The organism is Pseudomonas sp. BN606 (genome assembly GCF_029873115.1).
In the GTDB taxonomy this organism is placed as follows: Bacteria; Pseudomonadota; Gammaproteobacteria; order Pseudomonadales; family Pseudomonadaceae; genus Metapseudomonas.
Genome location: NZ_SSOF01000073.1, coordinates 65420 through 82259, shown reverse-complemented (window position 1 = coordinate 82259; position 16840 = coordinate 65420). Strand labels below are relative to the sequence as shown.

Below are 16840 nucleotides of genomic sequence, written 5' to 3'. Positions count from 1 at the left end.
GGCCGCCTCCCGGGCGTTGATCAAGACACCGAATACGTATCAACGCCAACATACTCCGCAGCGCCTGTAGCGAAAACCACGCAAGTCGCGACAGCGTGCGACCGGTCTCTGTGCGCGGACAACCGGCTTGGCTAAACTGCCAGCTTTCCATCAAGAAGAGAGCACCTTCGGCATGTTTCGCCTGCTGTTCTGGATAGTCGTGATCTTCGCCGCCATCTGGCTGTGGCGCCGCTTCAAGACCCCTTCGAAGCCCCGCCCCGAGCCGCGCCAGCAGGACGACAACAAGCCCATGGTCCGCTGCGCACAATGCGGCGTGCACGTCCCCCGTAGCCACGCCCTGTCCCAGGACAATCGCTGGTACTGCAGCCGGGCCCACCTGGAACAGGACCAGAGTACTGGTGAGCACTGATACCCTCCCCGCCCCCGCCGTACTCAGCGCCCAGGGGCGGCGCATCTTCCGCCTGTACAGCCTGTATCGACTGCTGATCGGCCTTGCGCTGGTCCTCCTGATCTCCAGCGAGCTGGACGACAACCTCCTGGATCTGACGCGACCGGAGCTGTTCCGCAATGCCAGCTGGTTCTACCTGATCCTCAATGCCTTGATCGCCGCTCTGGTGCCTCGGCCACGGAGCATGGTGCAGGTCTTCAGCCTGGCAGTGGTGGACGTGTTGCTGCTGTGCTGCCTGTTCCTTGCGGCGGGCGGCACACCCAGCGGTATCGCCAACCTCATAGTGGTTTCGGTGGCCATCTCCAATATCCTCCTGCGCGGACGCATTGGCCTGCTGGTGGCGGCGGTGGCGACGATAGGGCTGATCTACCTGACCTTCTATCTGAGCATCAGCCATCCGCAGGCCGCCAGCCAGTTCGTCCAGGCCGGTGGCTTTGGCGCCCTGTGCTTCGCCGCGGCGCTGTTCATCCAGGGACTAAGCCGACGCCTGCAACTCAGCGAAACCCTCGCGGAGCAGCGCGCGGCGGACGTAGCCAACCTGGAGGCCCTGAACGCGCAGATTCTCGAGCGCATGCGCACTGGCATCCTGGTGCTCGACCCGCAGAACATGATTCTTCTTGCCAACAATGGCGCGCAGTCTTTCCTGGGCAAGGAGTCGCTGGCCGGACGCCCCCTGGACGCCGAGTGCCCGGTGTTGCTGGAAAGCCTGCAACAGTGGTTGGCCAACCCCACGTTACGCCCACAGAGCCTCCAGGCGTTCGTCAACGGCCCAATGTTGCAACCCAGCTTCGTCAACCTGCAGCGCGGCAATCAGCAGAACGTTCTGGTCTTCCTCGAAGACATCTCGCAAATCACCCAGCAGGCCCAGCAGCTGAAGCTTGCCTCCCTCGGCCGTCTGACCGCTGGCATTGCCCACGAGATCCGCAATCCCCTGGGCGCCATCAGCCATGCAGCCCAGCTCCTGCAGGAGTCGGAAGAGCTCCAGGGACCTGATCGGCGACTGGCTCACATCATCCAGGATCATTCGCGGCGCATGAACCTGGTGATCGAGAACGTGTTGCAGCTGTCCCGCCGCCGCAAGTCCGAGCCACAGCTGCTGGACCTCAAGTACTGGCTGACCCGTTTCGCCAGCGAGTTCCGCACATCTTGCGGCCCCGACCAGACCCTGCACCTGGCAACCCTCGGCAGCACCTTGCAGACCCGCATGGACCCGCACCAGCTAACCCAGGTACTGACCAACCTGGTCCAGAACGGCCTGCGCTACAGCACCCAGAAGAACGCCCGGGGCCAGGTCTGGCTCAAACTCTTCCGCGACCCCGAAAGCGACCTGCCTGTACTGGAAGTAGAAGACGACGGGGACGGCGTCCCGCCCGAGCAGGTGCACAATATCTTCGAGCCCTTCTTCACCACTGAAAGCAAGGGCACCGGACTCGGCCTGTACATCTCCCGTGAACTCTGCGAGAGCAACCAGGCCCGCCTCGACTACAAACCGCGCGAACACGGTGGCAGCTGCTTCCGCATCACCTTCGCCCACCCGCGCAAACTGAGCTGACCATGACCCGACAGAGAGCCCTGATCGTCGACGACGAGCCCGATATCCGCGAATTGCTGGAGATCACCCTCGGGCGGATGAAGCTCGACACGCGTAGCGCCCGCAACCTCAAGGAAGCCCGCGATTGGCTGGCACGCGAACCTTTCGACCTGTGTCTCACCGACATGCGCCTGCCCGACGGCACCGGCCTGGAACTGGTGCAGTACATCCAGCAGCGCCACCCCATGGTTCCGGTGGCGATGATCACCGCCTACGGCAGCCTCGACACTGCGGTGAATGCCCTGAAGGCCGGCGCGTTCGATTTCGTCACCAAGCCGGTGGACCTCGGCCGCCTGCGCGAACTGGTCAACACCGCTCTGCGCCTGAGCACCCCGGATGACTGCGAAGCCCCCGTGGATGGCCGCCTGCTGGGCACGTCGCCACCCATGAATTCCCTGCGCAAACAGATCCAGAAGCTCGCCCGCAGCCAGGCCCCCGTGTACATCAGCGGCGAATCGGGTAGCGGCAAGGAGTTGGTCGCGCGACTGATCCACGAACAGGGTCCGCGTACCGAGCGTCCCTTCGTGCCGGTCAACTGCGGCGCCATTCCATCCGAGCTGATGGAAAGCGAATTCTTCGGCCATAAGAAGGGCAGCTTCACCGGTGCGGTGGAAGACAAGCAGGGCCTGTTCCAGGCAGCCAATGGTGGCACCCTGTTCCTGGACGAAGTAGCCGACCTGCCGCTGGCCATGCAGGTCAAGCTTCTACGGGCCATCCAGGAAAAGGCCGTACGCGCCGTGGGGGGGCAGCAGGAAGTAGTCGTGGACGTGCGCATCCTCAGCGCCACCCACAAGGACCTCGCCGCAGAAGTGGCTGCGGGCCGTTTCCGCCAGGACCTCTATTACCGTCTGAACGTCATCGAGCTCAGCGTGCCGCCGCTGCGTGAGCGCCGCGAGGACATTCCGCTACTGGCGGAAACCATGCTCAAGCGCCTGGCCCAGCAGAGCGGCCTACCCGCCGCGAGCCTCGCTCCGGAGGCCCTGGACAAGCTCAAGTGCTATCGCTTTCCCGGTAACGTCCGCGAATTGGAGAACATGCTCGAGCGTGCCTACACGCTCTGCGAAGACGACCAGATCCAGGCACGCGACCTGCGCCTGGCCGACGCCACCGGCCCAGCCGAGGGGGGCGAGGCCAGCCTGGCACAGATCGACAACCTGGAAGACTACCTGGAAGACATCGAGCGCAAGCTGATCATGCAGGCACTCGAAGAAACCCGCTGGAACCGCACGGCGGCGGCGCAACGCCTGGGCCTGACGTTCCGCTCCATGCGCTATCGCCTGAAGAAGCTGGGCATCGACTGACACCGGCCCTCAAGAGCCAGCTCACCAACGAGCTGGCTCCTACAAATGCCTCCGGAGTGCAGCAGGCGCTGGATGGCGAACCCACAACGAACTTACCTGCTACTGCCTACCAGCACTCGGCCACGGTGCGCGTCGCATTGGCCAGCGTGCGCGCACCGGTGTGGCTGATCTGGAAGTCGCCGCACGGGTCACCCGCCATGCTGCCGGTTCGGGTGGCCCGCAGCTGGAAGGTGGTTGCGGTCGCCGCCCCTTGAGCAGCAAGGGTGAAGTTGGCCGCGCCCGAAGCGGGCGTCTGTGTGGCGAAAACGGCAGCGAAATTCCCGTTGGTATCCAGGTAGGAGCTGTGGGTGGAGTAATAGCGCTCCAATGCCTGCGCACCCTCCATCAGGGCGGCCTTGGCTTCGGCCCGCTTCCCGCGTCGCACGTGCTCCGTGTAGCTGGGATAGGCAATTGCGGCGAGTATGCCGATCACAGCCACCACGATCATCAGTTCAATCAGAGTGAACGCCTTGCTGCTCTTCATCGAATCTGGTTCCAGGACTGGCGGCCTTCCAGCACATTCAAGGTATTGGCTGCAGGAATGCAATCGTCCACCCCGGTACCGCGGCAAAGCCAATATTTCTGCGGGTCGATCAAGTCGAACGAACCGGTGGGTATGCTGCCTGTGGAGCCGATACCAGACGGCGGGAGCTTCTGCCCATCGACGTCGACCATATCTGCTTCGGTGAACTTGCCGTCCTTGTTCAGATCCAGCAAGACGTAGTTGAGCCGCCCGCCGGATGCCATGTCGAGCACCATGGTCCAGCCGGAGCCGCCGGCCTGGCAGGGATCGGAGGACGGGATGGCAGTCTCGACGACCAGACGATTGAGCAGAATGCGCGGGGAGAAGATCATCCGCTCGCCCTGGGCCCCCAGAGATGGTGACGTCAAGTCGAGGTACCAGCCCCGCTTGGTGGTCCAATCCAGGCCATTGACTGGCGCATCCACGACCCTGACATCACGCGAGAACGCTTTACCCTCAAGAAGGATTGATCGCGATTCGAGCGCCGAGCGACCAGTGAAGGCGATGGAGGAACCATTGCTGGCCTTCTTGTCCCAGATTCCATAGATGGTATGCGTGCCCAGATCCACGACATCCCCCGAGCTATACAGGCGCCCGGTTCCGAAGTAGACCACCGCACCTTTGGCCTCGCCGTCCGGATGGTAGGCGATCTCCGGCTTGACGGTGATAGGTTGGCGCGCGCCTTGGGCATTGGCCGCCACATAGAGCGGCTGCGGCTTGTTGCCTGACTTCAGGTTGACCTCGAAATCGCCAACGCCGGAACCATTGCTCTTCAGGTTGAATTTCCAAAGGTTACCGTTGAGGTCACCGGCATAAACGTCCTGCACATAGATATTGCCGGCGTCGTCTGTGGCGTACACGAACGACGGGCTGGAAAGACCGCCGGTGGAGGTTCCTGCTCGGACCTTGTTCACCGCGCCAGTAGCAAGATCGACGATGAACAGTACGGAGTCATCAATGGTACTGCCGTAGCCATTGCCGAAGATGGCCGCCCAGCTGCCATCCTTCATGCGCCCAACCAGCGGTTCGCCGAAGTTATAGCCCAGGTCAGCGTCGTCCTTGATCTCCCAGAGCACCTTGCTGGCTCCAAAACCACTGGTGGAGACATCGGTAACGTCGAGGGCGAAGACAGTCTTCCCACCTGCTCCCAGGCTGCCGAGCAGCACGGTTCGCCACTCGTCGTTCAGACGGGCATCACGGATATGCAGCTTGCCATCCACAAAGTAGCGGTGCTTGTAATCGCTGTTAGCCAGGAGCTTGACGTTATCCAGCACGCCACTGGGCATATAGCCGAAGAGCTCGTTGCCGTTGTTGGCGTTGAAAGCATGCAGGAATCCGTCGTTGGCGCCGACGAACAGCACCGGCGCCTTGCTTGCCTTGGCAGCAACGAACTGCGCATAGCTCTGCCCATCGCTCGGCACTGGCACGCGGCCATGGAAGCCCCAGTCCTGCTTGTTGGCAAGCACCAAGGTGGAGTTGACGATATCGCCGAGCAAGGTCGAGCGCTTGCGGTACTTCAGCCCGGCCGGCGCCTCGTTGGCGCGGCTGCCCATCAGGTAGTTGAACAGCGCCTCATTGTTGTCGAAGCGAGCCTTGAGGTCACTCGAAAGGTCACCCCAGCGCAGGGCTACGCCATGGTCCCTACCTGTGGCGCCGTCATGGGTGAACAGGCTACGTGTACCTATGCCCAACTTCTGCCCTGCCTCCCATACTTCCTTGAATACCACCCCGGCACTGGTCTGCGTCGGTCGTTTGGCCAGCAACTTGCCGGACCAGTCTGCGCTGCTATAGAACGCCTCATAGACTAGGGTATTGCTGTCCAGGCGACGAGCGTTGGGTACTGCCGAGGTATTCGACCCGGTGCGGTCGGCAATCGACGCCAGGGTATCGCCCAGCGCTGTGGCGAACTGCTGCGGGTCCTGGGCACTGAAAAAACCACCCCGGCCGTTCACTGCTGCGTGCAACAGATCATCCAGCTTGGCCGGCTCGCTACTGGCCGGGTCGGGCCAGGTCACAGAAGCGCCGGTGCCAATTGCAGCGAAAGCTGTTTTCGGATCGATGGTCCCACTCATCCCCAGACCCACGCCAAAGGTCACCATGTGCTGCCAGAAAGCGGGATCGGACGGATCGGTCGGCACCCGGTTGTCCAAGCTGGAATGCAGGTCGCGGCTCCAGTAATACATGGCCACGTCAGCCAGGGTATCTTTCTGACTGTCGCTGAATGGTGACTTTGGCACGTAACGGTAGGACTCCCCATCCGGCCCACTGATCACCGGGCCGTTGCTGTTGTCCACGTTGGCACGCGCAGCGTTTTTGGAGGCGGCATCGTTGTTCCAGTAGCCGTCGGTGGTCAGAATCGTGTAGCTCTGGCGGCAGGAATACTCCTTGCCTCCCGACTGGCCGGGAGTCGAACTCCAAGGTCCGGAGGCATCAGTGCGGGAGAAGTACTCACCGGCATCCCCCAGGGCCCGGCGCAATGGCGTGCCCCCAGAAGCCGAGGCAGCGAACAGCCAGTTGTAGAACTCGGAGCGACCGCTACCCTCGAAACGCCTTACACCTCGCACCAAGGTGTCGGTGGAGCCCGCGTCGACACGCTGACCTGTCACGTTGATCGCGCCGTAGCCTACCCGGACGTCGCCGGACAGCCCCGAAAACGCCTGGCTTACACCGGCCTTGGCCGACATCATGCGGCTGCGGTAATAGGAGAACCAGTTGGCAAAGTTCTGCTGCTCGGCCGCCCCCACACTGCGCTCGGTGTAGCAGGCGTCCTGACGCGGATTGCTGGAGCAGGAGCCCCCGCCAACGTAGTCGTAATAGAACGCAGCAACCCCGCCAGTTGCCGCCCCTACGGCGAAACCGTTGTAGTACTCCACGTTGCTGCAGCGTCTGTTGAGGCACTCATAGCTGCTGGGCGAAAAATAATCGTCCATGATCGCCATGTAGTCGCTGCCGAGGTTGACCGTCTGTCCTCCTGCATAACCATCCACGTATGCGGCCGAGAAGCTCGCATTGGCATAGCGCTGCCCGTCGTTCTTGATTGGCGGCAGGTACTGCACGGACGGGTTGTAGTAGGACTTGTTCAGGTGGCTGGAGGCCAGGTAGCGATGACCGCTCTTGGGGCAGAAATGCAGATTGTTGCCGGCGTACAGACCCCGCCCCGTGCATTCCTTGCGCTCGTACCAATCGCCTGTGCGCTCGAGGTAGGAAGGCTTCAGATCGTCCGGCAGAAAGCCCCAGCGCATCGACCCGGAATCGTCCAGGATAAACATGAGGTTTGGCTCGACCTGCCCGCCCAGGTTCAAAGGAACCTGCGACGGTACGAAGGCCGCCAGGGCGCTATGGCTAATGCCAGCAGTTAGCAGACCGGCGACCATTACCCGTACCGCAAATAGGATTCTCGACCTGATCATTTGCGTCTCCCTTCGATCAGTTCTGGCTGCGAATGGCAATGGCCACGGTGGAGCGCAGGTGTACTTCAGCATCCCCACTGCCGTATCCGGTGGCTTCGACGTTGAACAGATACGTCCGGCTCAGGCAGTCGAAGGCGCGGTTCTCGGCGATCGAACCATCGGTTTCGCAAATGAAGGAGTTCGCTCCACCCGAGGCGCCGTAGAAACTGCGCACCCGGCAGACCGGCTGCCGAGGCTTGGCATTGAGTTCGGCGGGAGGCGACCACTGTGCCTCTGTCACGGCCGGACAATCAGTGCTTGCCAGGAACAATTGGGTCGGGTCGACACTAGCCTCCACCTGCTTCCTCACGTGGGCTTCGCCGACCCGCAATGCACTTTCCGCCGCCTGGAACGCCACGTTGTAATCCCGGGCACCACCGGCCATGCGTTCTTGCAGGGTGCTACTGGACATCGCCGTCACCCCGAGCACGGTCAAGGCCAGGATTGCAATCAGGCAGACCAGCAGCACCGCCCCTTTTTGCTCTTGCATATTCATCCTTGTCTTGTCAGTCAATCCGATTGCGCAGGGCGACTACGGTGCTGAATACCTGGCGCAGTCGCCCATCGGCCGCCACTGTCGCGCCACCGAATTGAATGGCCTGGTCCTGCGCCCCCGTAACCCGTTCCTCGCTCACCAGCAGCAGATCGATCTTCACCGTACGGACGTCGCGCCAGCGGTTGGCCGCCTCAATCTCTGCAGCACTCAGGTAGGCCTGAACGCCCACATTGTTGCCCGCTGCGACACCAAAGCTGGTGCGCAGGGACTCCACGCCTTCGATGATCTCATTGGTCTGCACTGGGACCTGCGCCGTGTCGCGGACGAACAGGGCACGGACCGGTTGCCCGGTCACCGAGGTGCGGCCAGTATCCGCGACATAGAAGGTTTTATGAGCGAATCCCACAACCCGCGCCGGACTGGTGAACTGGATATCGGAGAACTTGAAGCCACCGCAATTGGCGTTCTTGTCATTGTTGCCAGCGGCATGGGTGAGGGTCACTTGACCGGAGCCGGATGAATTCGGCTTGTTGGTTATGCGGACGACCACCGCCTTTTCCATGTCCAACACCATCACCGCATGATCTTTCTGCATGCTCGGGCAATAGGCCGTGACCTTGAGATTTGCGTTCTGCGCGGGCTTGAGAAGCTCGCCGGCAGTGAGGAAGGACTCGCAGCCGTCGTTGGCGAAGATAGACAGCTCGTCGGTACCTAGCGCACCCAATACGCCAGCCGCGACGTTACGCTTGCCCCAGATCGGGCGATTCATCGAACTCCATTCCGCTGCTGTTCCGTTACTGGCCACCACGCAGATGTCCTCTTCATCCAACCGGGTTCCCACCCCCACGCCTGCGGGACGCAGCTCAGCAGCCAGGTACTGAAGAGCGAAACGACCATTCTCCTGCAAGTGGCCGACAGCCCCTTGGAGCAGAAAGGTATTCTTGTTGCTGATGAATACTTGGAGCACTGCCAGGCTGATAACCAGGCCAAGTGCCATGGCCACCATCAGCTCCACCAGACTCAAACCGTGTTGCTTGCGCATGCGCACCCCGTCAAATCTGCGTGACGAAGGAGAATTGCTGGGCGTTGCTTCCACCTACCCGCTCCTCGTTCCATTGCACGACGACCGTGAAGCGGTCACCGTTCTGCACGACTCCGCCATTCCCGTCGGGCAGTTGCTGCGCCAGGTTGGCCCGCCACTCCGCCAGGTCTCGCTGGAACGGCAGGCAAGTCTCATTCGCTGGGTCACAAGGCAACTCGGCATCGATTGCCAAGTTGTAAAACCCGGCCTGCGCGTCCCCCCGCGCTGCACGCATCCGGTCTGCCATCTCATAGGCCAGGAAGATTGCATGAGTGCGCACGGATGCCGTCTGATTGGCCTTCAGCGCGGTGAGTTGCATGGCCGCGAGCCCCAGAACACCTATTGAGAAAAGCACTAGCGCGACCAGGACCTCTATCAGAGAGGCCCCACGCTGAAATTCGAACTTCATTGGCAATCCCCCTTCTGCTGGGAGATCGACCCGGACAGTTCGATAGAGATCGTGCGATTAAAGGCAGCGCAATCGAGGCTGGAGTCCTTCACTGCCAGATCGAGACTCACCCTGGAGGCACTCAACAGGCGTCCCTGAGAGTCGAAGAGGACACTCTGCAACCCTTCGGGCTCGACTGCGAACAAAGACAGCGGCGCGAACCGACGCAATTCCTGACTATCACGCTCACGCAGCACCTGCCATGCGCCATCGGCGGCCAGCGGCCCGCTCACCCTGATCGTCTGCGCTCCTTGCACAGCTTCGCGCCGCGCATAGTTGAGCATGTCGGAAAACGCGCTCAATTCCGCTGAGGCACGACTGTTGAGAAGCAATTGGGAGAGATTCGGTGCTGCCAGGCCGATCAGAACCACGAGCACGGCTAGCGTGACCAGCAGTTCGATCAACGTAAAACCTCGTTGCGACATTCCCTGCCCCTCCCCAACTGAACGGTGCGAACTCGAGCGGGCGAGTGCCCGCGCAACGAAGCTTCCTGCTCCGGCTTTGCCAGACATCCATGACAAGCGGTCGAATTTAACGACCAGTGGCAAATTGTGGGCGAATAGTAGCTGAGTGGGACGTTCGTTTTAAATTGGGTTTTGTGAACTGCGAGCTTGCCCACAAGAATGGGCAAGCTCAGATGGGGCACAAAGCATTCGATGCCCAGCCCCTGGGCAAAAGGCGGTGGTCAGCCCAAGCGGCCCTTGGGAGCATAGGGCTGCGGGTCGATGACGGGCTCCCGGCCAAGAATAAGGTCCGCCAGCAATTGGCAGGAGGCAGGCGCCAGCACCAACCCGTTGCGGTAGTGGCCGCAGTTGAGCCAGAGACCGTCCACTCCGGGCACCGGCCCGATGAAGGGAATCCCCTCCGGTGACCCAGGACGCAGCCCTGCCCAGTGCCCTACCAACTCGGCGTCCGCCAGTTGCGGCAGCAGCTCGAAAGCAGAAGCCTTCAAGCTTTCCAGGGCTTCGTCCGTGGGTGTCTTGTCGAAGCCGGCGTGTTCCAGAGTGCTGCCCACGAGAATATGGCCATCCCGACGCGGAATCGCGTAACGCCCCTTTGCCAGCACAATGGCGGGGAGGAAATCTGGCGCGCATTTGAAAAGAATCATCTGCCCCTTGACCGGCTCCACTGGCAGCACCAGCCCGAGGCTGGCCAGCAACTCACCGCTCCAGGCGCCGACCGCCAAGACCACGCGATCGGCCAGGACATCACCCTCGGCGGTATTCACGCCAACCACACGCTCCCCCTGCCGGATAAATCCCTGCACTTCGCAACCCTCGCGCAGCGATACATTGGGCATTTGCAGCAAGGCGGCGCGCAAGGCTCGAGTCAGACGTGGATTACGCACGTTGGCCACGCCAGCCATATAGATGGCCCGCGCATACCCCGGCCCCAACGGCGATACAGCAGCGTGCACCCGGTCCATCGCAACCGGCGCCAACGGCCGCCCCTCCCGCGCGGCCCAGGCCAACGCCTCTTCCTCATCATCCAGGTCCAGCCAGTACAGGCCCGTCTCATGGACTTCGGGGTCTATCCCGGTTTCAGCGAACAGACGCTGGCCCAGACCGGGGTAGTAGTCCTGGGACCAATGCGCCAAGGCCGTTACAGCTGGGGAATAACGCCAGGGATAGAGAGGGGAAACGATGCCACCGCCCGCCCAGGAGGACTCGCGTCCACACTCGCCTTTGTCCAGCAAGCAGACTTCGAGCCCCGCCTGCGCCAGCGAGTATGCAGACAGCAACCCGATAGCCCCTCCTCCGACCAGCAACACGCGCATGGAACCTCCAGAACAATGCAATCAACCGGAATCTCGCCCTACCCCGATGCGGAGTCAGCGCCAGGCATCAGGGATGCGGATTTTAAGACAAGACTAATCCGGCATGCTCAGGATACCGATGGCAATCGGAAAGACGCCGTCGCGCATTCGTGCAGAGAAATTCAACATGGAGGTCATCGGAAGGCGCAATCAGGGCGACACACAGTCAACGATTGGTAAAAAAAGGCCGGTCGCTGGACCGGCCCTTTACCTCATGACTTCATAGGGATCAGCGATCTACATCGCTCTTCCAGTAAACCCTGCGCCTGGATTGGTCGGTATCAGGCACGATTTCATTGGGGTCCAGCCCTTCACAACCGATGCAGACAGTAACGGTTTTCCCGTTGTTGCCATCCTTATCGGTAACCGGAACCACCGTGATGATCGGTGGAATCGGCATGCCTTCACCCTTGATATCCGTGGTTCTGTCGACGTCGCAAGAGGTCGGGTTGAACAAGCTCATGTGATACCCCGTAGCAGCTCCCAGCCGCAGCGAACACGCATTGGCGTTCTCGACTGATGGGCGATAAGTATTGAACAGAACCTGGCCACCCGCGATAGATGCCGGGTTTACCACCTGCTCACCTCTGTCAGCCAGATTGATGTACCAACCACGCTGACCTTTTCCGGTACATGCGCCACCGGTCGTGCCAGTAACCTGCGTGACGTTTCCGAGCAGGCTACCGTCGAGGTCCACCGCGGTAGTCGAAGCCACGGCCGGGAAGTCCACAAAGGTATAGAAGCGGTCCTGTACGCTACTAACGTAGGGGTAGTTGCTTACCAACGGGCGCTCACGATTCCCTGAACCAATTGCCACGTAAACCGAATTCTTGAATACTGCGACACTTGGCTGGTTCAGAAAGCGTCGAGTTGGATCGAGCGTATTGGCAATCTTCGTGACTGACCAGTTCGCTGGAGCCAGAGAAGTTACATTCCCATTGGAGTCGACAGTGGCAAAGTTCACTCGCCAGAGCCCACCGTCGGCATCAGCTGCATAAGCGAAGTCAATTGAACCATTGAAGTCGATATCCACCGTCGACAAGTCCGCGACAATCGGTGCATCAGTTGAAAGCTTCGCGGCGTCGCCCAGTGATGTGCCGGTTTCCGCATCGAGGACGAAAATTCGCTTCCCTTTTGCACTAGACGTGCAGGGGTAGTTCGCCACGTCGCTATCCAGGCAATTATCGTATCCACCACCGAACATGACGACAGGTTTCATTTCGCCTGTCTCCGCCGCATAACCTGCCACATAACCGCCTTGCGGTGCAGACCAGGTCTGGCCAATTTCACTGCTCCCACCAATGCAGGAACCATCACTGGTCAGGCTCGGACATCCGAAACGCCAGAGCAGTTCAGGGTCAGTCGGATCGGTCACATTGAACCCATAAACCATTCGACCGCCACGCCGCATCGTGGGGAATATATAGGCGAGATCAACCTGACTCTCAGCGTTGTAGCGAACTATCTGCCCGATGGACCCATCAAAGAAATACCCCTTGGGCTGCGGTGCGGGCGTCTCCGTGAAGTCCTGATTGGGGAATGCGATCACCGGGGAGTTATCGTACAAGCGCTTTATCTTGTCGTAATGCTCAGGCGCAATGAACGACCACTCCTCTGCCCCATCCGTTGCCCTTACGGAGCGCAGCAGACCATCGTTGGAACCGTAATAGACGTATACGCCATTGCTGTTGCCATAGTTGATGGTCAAAGGTCGGGAGTGGATAACATCCCCATGAAGGCTTGGCCGCACACCTTGGCTATCAGCCGTCTCGTCCACTCCAGCTGCTTTGCCAAACAGATAATCAAGGATCGTCTGCCCCCCGACCTCCGTAGCCTTGTTCATAGCCACTAGGCTGTCAGCTGCCGAGGAGGTGGTCAGGATATTCCGGTTGCTCAAATTGCTTTCGCGAGTGACCTGGGCAACTCCACCCTTCTCCACAAATGGACCATCCGGGAGGTCAGACCACACACTATGCGTGTTTCCTGCCTCCGTGCACTGGCTCCGAGGTGGAGGAGTAATGCCAAGGCCGGACCAATAATCTCCGGAGTCCGTACTCCAGAAACTCTCAGCGCATTCCGTGGCAAAACCAGTGTTGGAGTTGATAGCGACATCCCGAGTGGCATCCGCCAACTGCGGGACACCATCGAAAAGAACAATCTGGTATCGCTTGAGGTTACCGAACCAGCGAGGCGCCGCCTGCTTGTCGGGGCGGAACATGCCGATGTAGACCTGATTCTCTTGCTGGGCGCGGTTGGTAGCACTGAGCGGAAGCGTGACCGCCGCAAAAGTAGAACTTACAGAGATAATATCCGACATGATGCTGTTGATAGCACCTGAAATATCATCCTCATTTTTTGCCGCAAAATATCGACCACCGCCAACCCCTTCGGAGGCACTTAACATTAGCCCTGTCTGGTCGGCATTCTGCTGTTTATTGAAAACATCGATAGCGTATGTGGTAACGGATATCCGCTGCTTTTTACCATTCTCATCCGGCTCACCAACCGGCACGCCATAATCACTCAAAAACTTTGCCCAATCGTCAAAGTTCCAAGCACGACCAGACGTCGTATTCGAAGTGCCATTGGGGGTTACTTTGGTGCTTGTACCTCCTCCCTGAATAACAGCGAGGCGCGCCGTACGGTTCGCCTGATTACCGCTGGTCACGCAGCCAGTCGTGTTGGAGCTTTTTGACGAAGTGCTGCAAGCGCACTCCGTCTTGCCTGCACACAACCCCCCCGTAAGCGCCTGTGCAGCCGTACAGCTAGCGACTTCGGAGTCCTTGTAGCACTGCGTGGAAAAACCCAACGAGGTGCTTGGCTCGGTAACAGTCGTAACGGAAAAACCCGGAATTGGCAGTGGTGCCGGTGTCGAGGTACCCGCCAGGCCGTCAGGAACCCCGCCTACGGCATCGTATAGGGCCTTCAGCGCATTGGTATTACTGCTGGTATCCGTCACCGGCCCGCTCTGGTCCGGGTTCCCAATGAATATCAGGTAGGTGTTGGTGCACAGATTGCTCGTGGTAATAGGCGACTTGAACTGCGAATAGGCAGTCGTATAAGCGTTGGCGTCCGCCAGGCTCGGGGTACCTGCACCACTGTCACTTTGCTGAAGGCCGGCGAGGTAATTGTAGGTGTCATACATCAAATCGCCGTACGGAGTATTCGAGTTCCTCTTCTCCGTGGGATTTTCAATATTATTCTCAATGGTCGTCAGGGTATTACTCAGTTGAGTCTTACTTTCTTCAGTCAATTTCTGCAAATTGAACCTTACGTAGCCACCATCCTGATTCGCATTACCCTGAGTAGTATACTCAATCACCCCAATGTTCACTTTATCCACAAGATTGGGCAGGGTGTTCTTGATGGCTCGCACCTCCGACTGCCCCTGCGTCAATCCACCCGGCCACTTCTGAGCCTGCCTTGACCAGTTGGATGTATTGTCCAAGACAAAAATGACATTTGGCAGAGCAGAGTCTGAGCCGGCGCTACCGACGAATAAATCGATATCCTCGGCGGCCGCGGAGCCCGCTACGAATAAGAGTGAAAGCAGCGCTAGATCAATCCATTTGACTATTCTTTTCATTGACGCAACCTCTCATTCGTCAGGACAAGCAGTCGCAACATTATTGCTGGTTGCCCGGACAGCAACGCCTTGTAGTACAGTTACCTCGGCACCGGTCACAGCATCCGTAGCCGTGGCACGCATTTCCCACACAGTATTGACGCACATTGAGTTCAACTGCCCTTGTATGAAGCAGCTAGCATCTGACGCATTATCCGCATCCAATTCCGAATTTTTTATTGGCAGCACGATGACGCAAGATGGAGTATCCATTTTTACAGCGACATCCTTCCTTCCATCTCCATCAAAGTCGTAACACTTTCTATTGCTCTCTTCGCAGCTCTCCTGAAACATAGAACCAGGCGAACTCAAAAACTGGACAGAGCTTATTGCCTCTTCTATTGCAGCATTCGCCGCATACTTCGCAAGATTCCGGCTCTCCATATTCTGCACTACCTTGAGGTTTGTCTGCGTAATATTGAAGCCGCTAACAGCCAGCAAAGTCACCAGCAACAGCATGATAAGCGCAACAAGCAAAACGGCTCCTCGCTGGCTACCTTTCATATTAATCCGCGTCATGGCAGCTCTCTTCTTCCGGCAACATTGCGCAAATTGACAGTTGTAGAATAAAGCTGCCGCTTGTAGCCCTTCAGTGCATCAGGGACGTCATACTCAACATCGCCAAGGATATATGAGTTGCCATCAACAAAACCGGCAGTTGGTTCGGAGTTCCTTGCAATCAGGTAAACCTTTACCGCTATGACATCTGACCACTCAACGCCAGACGGATTGCTCTTGAATTCATCTATGATTCCATCTCCGGAATCGTCCAATCCGTACTCGTAGTGGATACTCTCAATTCCGTCCACCAGCGATGTCACCGCGGAGTAATTCCCGCCCGACAACTCCGCTCGCATCAATATATCCGCATCACTAACATAGTAGACTCTGCTTAAAAACCGATATCGCGGAGCCAAAGTAGCACAGTCACGCTGCGTCGCCGTCAACTCTTCAACATTCGTACTCAAGCCCACCACACCAGCCGATGAAGTCTGACAAGCTGAAACTTGAAGATGATAATTCGAACTTGCAGCAGCACAGCCATCATCTCCAACTGCACATGTACTAGCCCTGCGAATGGCTATGAAGTCGGTCCCCGATTTCTCGTCAGCGCAACTTACACCTGAAACAAGTTCGCCTTGAACCGGGTAACCCAGGCTGACGATTATGTCCGCCTTGCTTGTTGGGCATAAGGGTGGAGGCGTACCGGCAATATCTTGTGCACCCGCCTCCCCCCAATATCCGGCATTTTCAAACTCGCTTTCGAGCAACCGCAACGCATAATTTCCATTTTCAATCTGACGACTGGTTTTCTCGATTTCGCCCCGGACTCGACTGTCCTTGAGAAAGATGTTGGATACCGCTAGGAGAATCACGAGGCCAAGTACCATGGCAATCATCATCTCAACTAGGGAAAAGCCGCGCTGCCGACCTGACTCCAGGATTTTGGACAACATTTTCAATCTCCCAAAAACGCCAGTACTACATCGACACTTACGGTTCGACGAAAACTATCATCAGCACCATATGCCCCAGCGCCACAACTTGATGACGGTGCCACAGATGGACTCACTCCTTGCCACGCAACCGTTACCCGGACAACAGCTTGCTTATTCGTTACCGCACCAGAAATATTCTCAATGCATCCCCGGGCGCCGATTATGCTGCCCAATTGTTGGGTACCGCCCTCTGAACTGACACCGATACCTCGCAATGCCTCACTCCAGGTACAACGGTCATAATCAACAGAATACCCCGCCCCACAATCCTGGGCGGTAACTCCGTATATCGTAGTTCCGCCATACTCTCCATTTCGCGCAGCCTTTGGATTATTACGAATACGACTGGCCATATCCTCGACCAGCCTAAGAGCTTGGGACCGCTGATACGCTTCAAACTGCCCATTGATAACTCGCGCATTCAGTCCAGCCATTCCTAACAGGCCTACCGCGAGGATCAAAAGCGTCACAAGAATCTCTATAAGGGTGAATCCCGACTGGCGCCCGCTGTACTTGAATTCCAT

Annotated in this window: 14 protein-coding genes; 3 read left to right on the top strand and 11 right to left on the bottom strand. The window is 58.8% G+C overall.

Translation table 11 applies throughout. The features are described 5' to 3' along the window. The first annotated feature begins 172 nt into the window (after positions 1 to 172). The 3 genes from E8E75_RS15445 to E8E75_RS15435 are packed head-to-tail and all read left to right on the top strand — an operon-like array spanning position 173 to position 3340. Positions 173 to 409 (top strand): PP0621 family protein, encoded by a 237-nt coding sequence (locus tag E8E75_RS15445; protein WP_153921621.1) that lies wholly within the window; start codon positions 173 to 175, stop codon positions 407 to 409. After that, the gene (locus E8E75_RS15440; RefSeq protein WP_280359374.1) at positions 399 to 2000 is read left to right on the top strand and encodes an ATP-binding protein; all 1602 of its coding nucleotides are present in this window, start codon (positions 399 to 401) and stop codon (positions 1998 to 2000) included. The genes E8E75_RS15445 and E8E75_RS15440 overlap by 11 nt, the downstream gene beginning before the upstream one ends. A gap of 2 nt (positions 2001 to 2002) precedes the next feature. Further along, positions 2003 to 3340: a sigma-54 dependent transcriptional regulator gene (locus E8E75_RS15435; RefSeq protein WP_153921535.1), complete on the top strand. Its 1338-nt coding sequence runs from the start codon at positions 2003 to 2005 to the stop codon at positions 3338 to 3340. 106 nt (positions 3341 to 3446) lie between these two features. On the opposite strand, the gene E8E75_RS15430 is transcribed toward E8E75_RS15435, so the two are convergent. The 11 genes from E8E75_RS15430 to pilV (E8E75_RS15380) all read right to left on the bottom strand — a co-directional run bounded on the left by E8E75_RS15430 (position 3447) and on the right by pilV (E8E75_RS15380) (position 16840). Continuing rightward, entirely contained in the window at positions 3447 to 3863 is a 417-nt protein-coding gene (locus E8E75_RS15430; RefSeq protein ID WP_153921538.1) for a type IV pilin protein, read from the bottom strand. Continuing rightward, positions 3860 to 7312 (bottom strand): PilC/PilY family type IV pilus protein, encoded by a 3453-nt coding sequence (locus tag E8E75_RS15425; RefSeq protein WP_178123572.1) that lies wholly within the window; start codon positions 7310 to 7312, stop codon positions 3860 to 3862. The genes E8E75_RS15430 and E8E75_RS15425 overlap by 4 nt, the downstream gene beginning before the upstream one ends. A 16-nt stretch (positions 7313 to 7328) precedes the next feature. Next, a complete protein-coding gene (locus E8E75_RS15420) occupies positions 7329 to 7841 on the bottom strand; it encodes a PilX N-terminal domain-containing pilus assembly protein (RefSeq protein WP_280359372.1) in 513 nt (170 codons plus the stop codon). Positions 7842 to 7857: 16 nt separating this feature from the next. After that, entirely contained in the window at positions 7858 to 8889 is a 1032-nt protein-coding gene (locus E8E75_RS15415) for a PilW family protein (RefSeq protein WP_153921544.1), read from the bottom strand. Positions 8890 to 8899: 10 nt separating this feature from the next. Then, positions 8900 to 9337 (bottom strand): type IV pilus modification protein PilV, encoded by a 438-nt coding sequence (gene pilV, locus E8E75_RS15410; protein ID WP_153921546.1) that lies wholly within the window; start codon positions 9335 to 9337, stop codon positions 8900 to 8902. Beyond that, the gene (locus E8E75_RS15405; protein ID WP_256673257.1) at positions 9334 to 9801 is read right to left on the bottom strand and encodes a GspH/FimT family pseudopilin; all 468 of its coding nucleotides are present in this window, start codon (positions 9799 to 9801) and stop codon (positions 9334 to 9336) included. Before E8E75_RS15405 ends, pilV (E8E75_RS15410) begins: the two co-directional genes overlap by 4 nt. 260 nt (positions 9802 to 10061) lie before the next feature. Continuing rightward, positions 10062 to 11153, bottom strand: a complete 1092-nt coding sequence (thiO, locus tag E8E75_RS15400) for a glycine oxidase ThiO (protein ID WP_153921549.1) — start codon at positions 11151 to 11153, stop codon at positions 10062 to 10064. Positions 11154 to 11421: 268 nt separating this feature from the next. Continuing rightward, positions 11422 to 14778: a PilC/PilY family type IV pilus protein gene (locus E8E75_RS15395; RefSeq protein ID WP_153921551.1), complete on the bottom strand. Its 3357-nt coding sequence runs from the start codon at positions 14776 to 14778 to the stop codon at positions 11422 to 11424. A 12-nt stretch (positions 14779 to 14790) separates the two neighbouring features. Beyond that, on the bottom strand, positions 14791 to 15336 hold the full coding sequence (locus E8E75_RS15390; protein WP_153921553.1) for a hypothetical protein: 546 nt from the start codon (positions 15334 to 15336) through the stop codon (positions 14791 to 14793). Beyond that, the gene (locus E8E75_RS15385) at positions 15333 to 16274 is read right to left on the bottom strand and encodes a PilW family protein (protein ID WP_153921555.1); all 942 of its coding nucleotides are present in this window, start codon (positions 16272 to 16274) and stop codon (positions 15333 to 15335) included. The genes E8E75_RS15390 and E8E75_RS15385 overlap by 4 nt, the downstream gene beginning before the upstream one ends. A 2-nt stretch (positions 16275 to 16276) precedes the next feature. Next, on the bottom strand, positions 16277 to 16840 hold the full coding sequence (gene pilV / locus E8E75_RS15380; protein ID WP_178123575.1) for a type IV pilus modification protein PilV: 564 nt from the start codon (positions 16838 to 16840) through the stop codon (positions 16277 to 16279).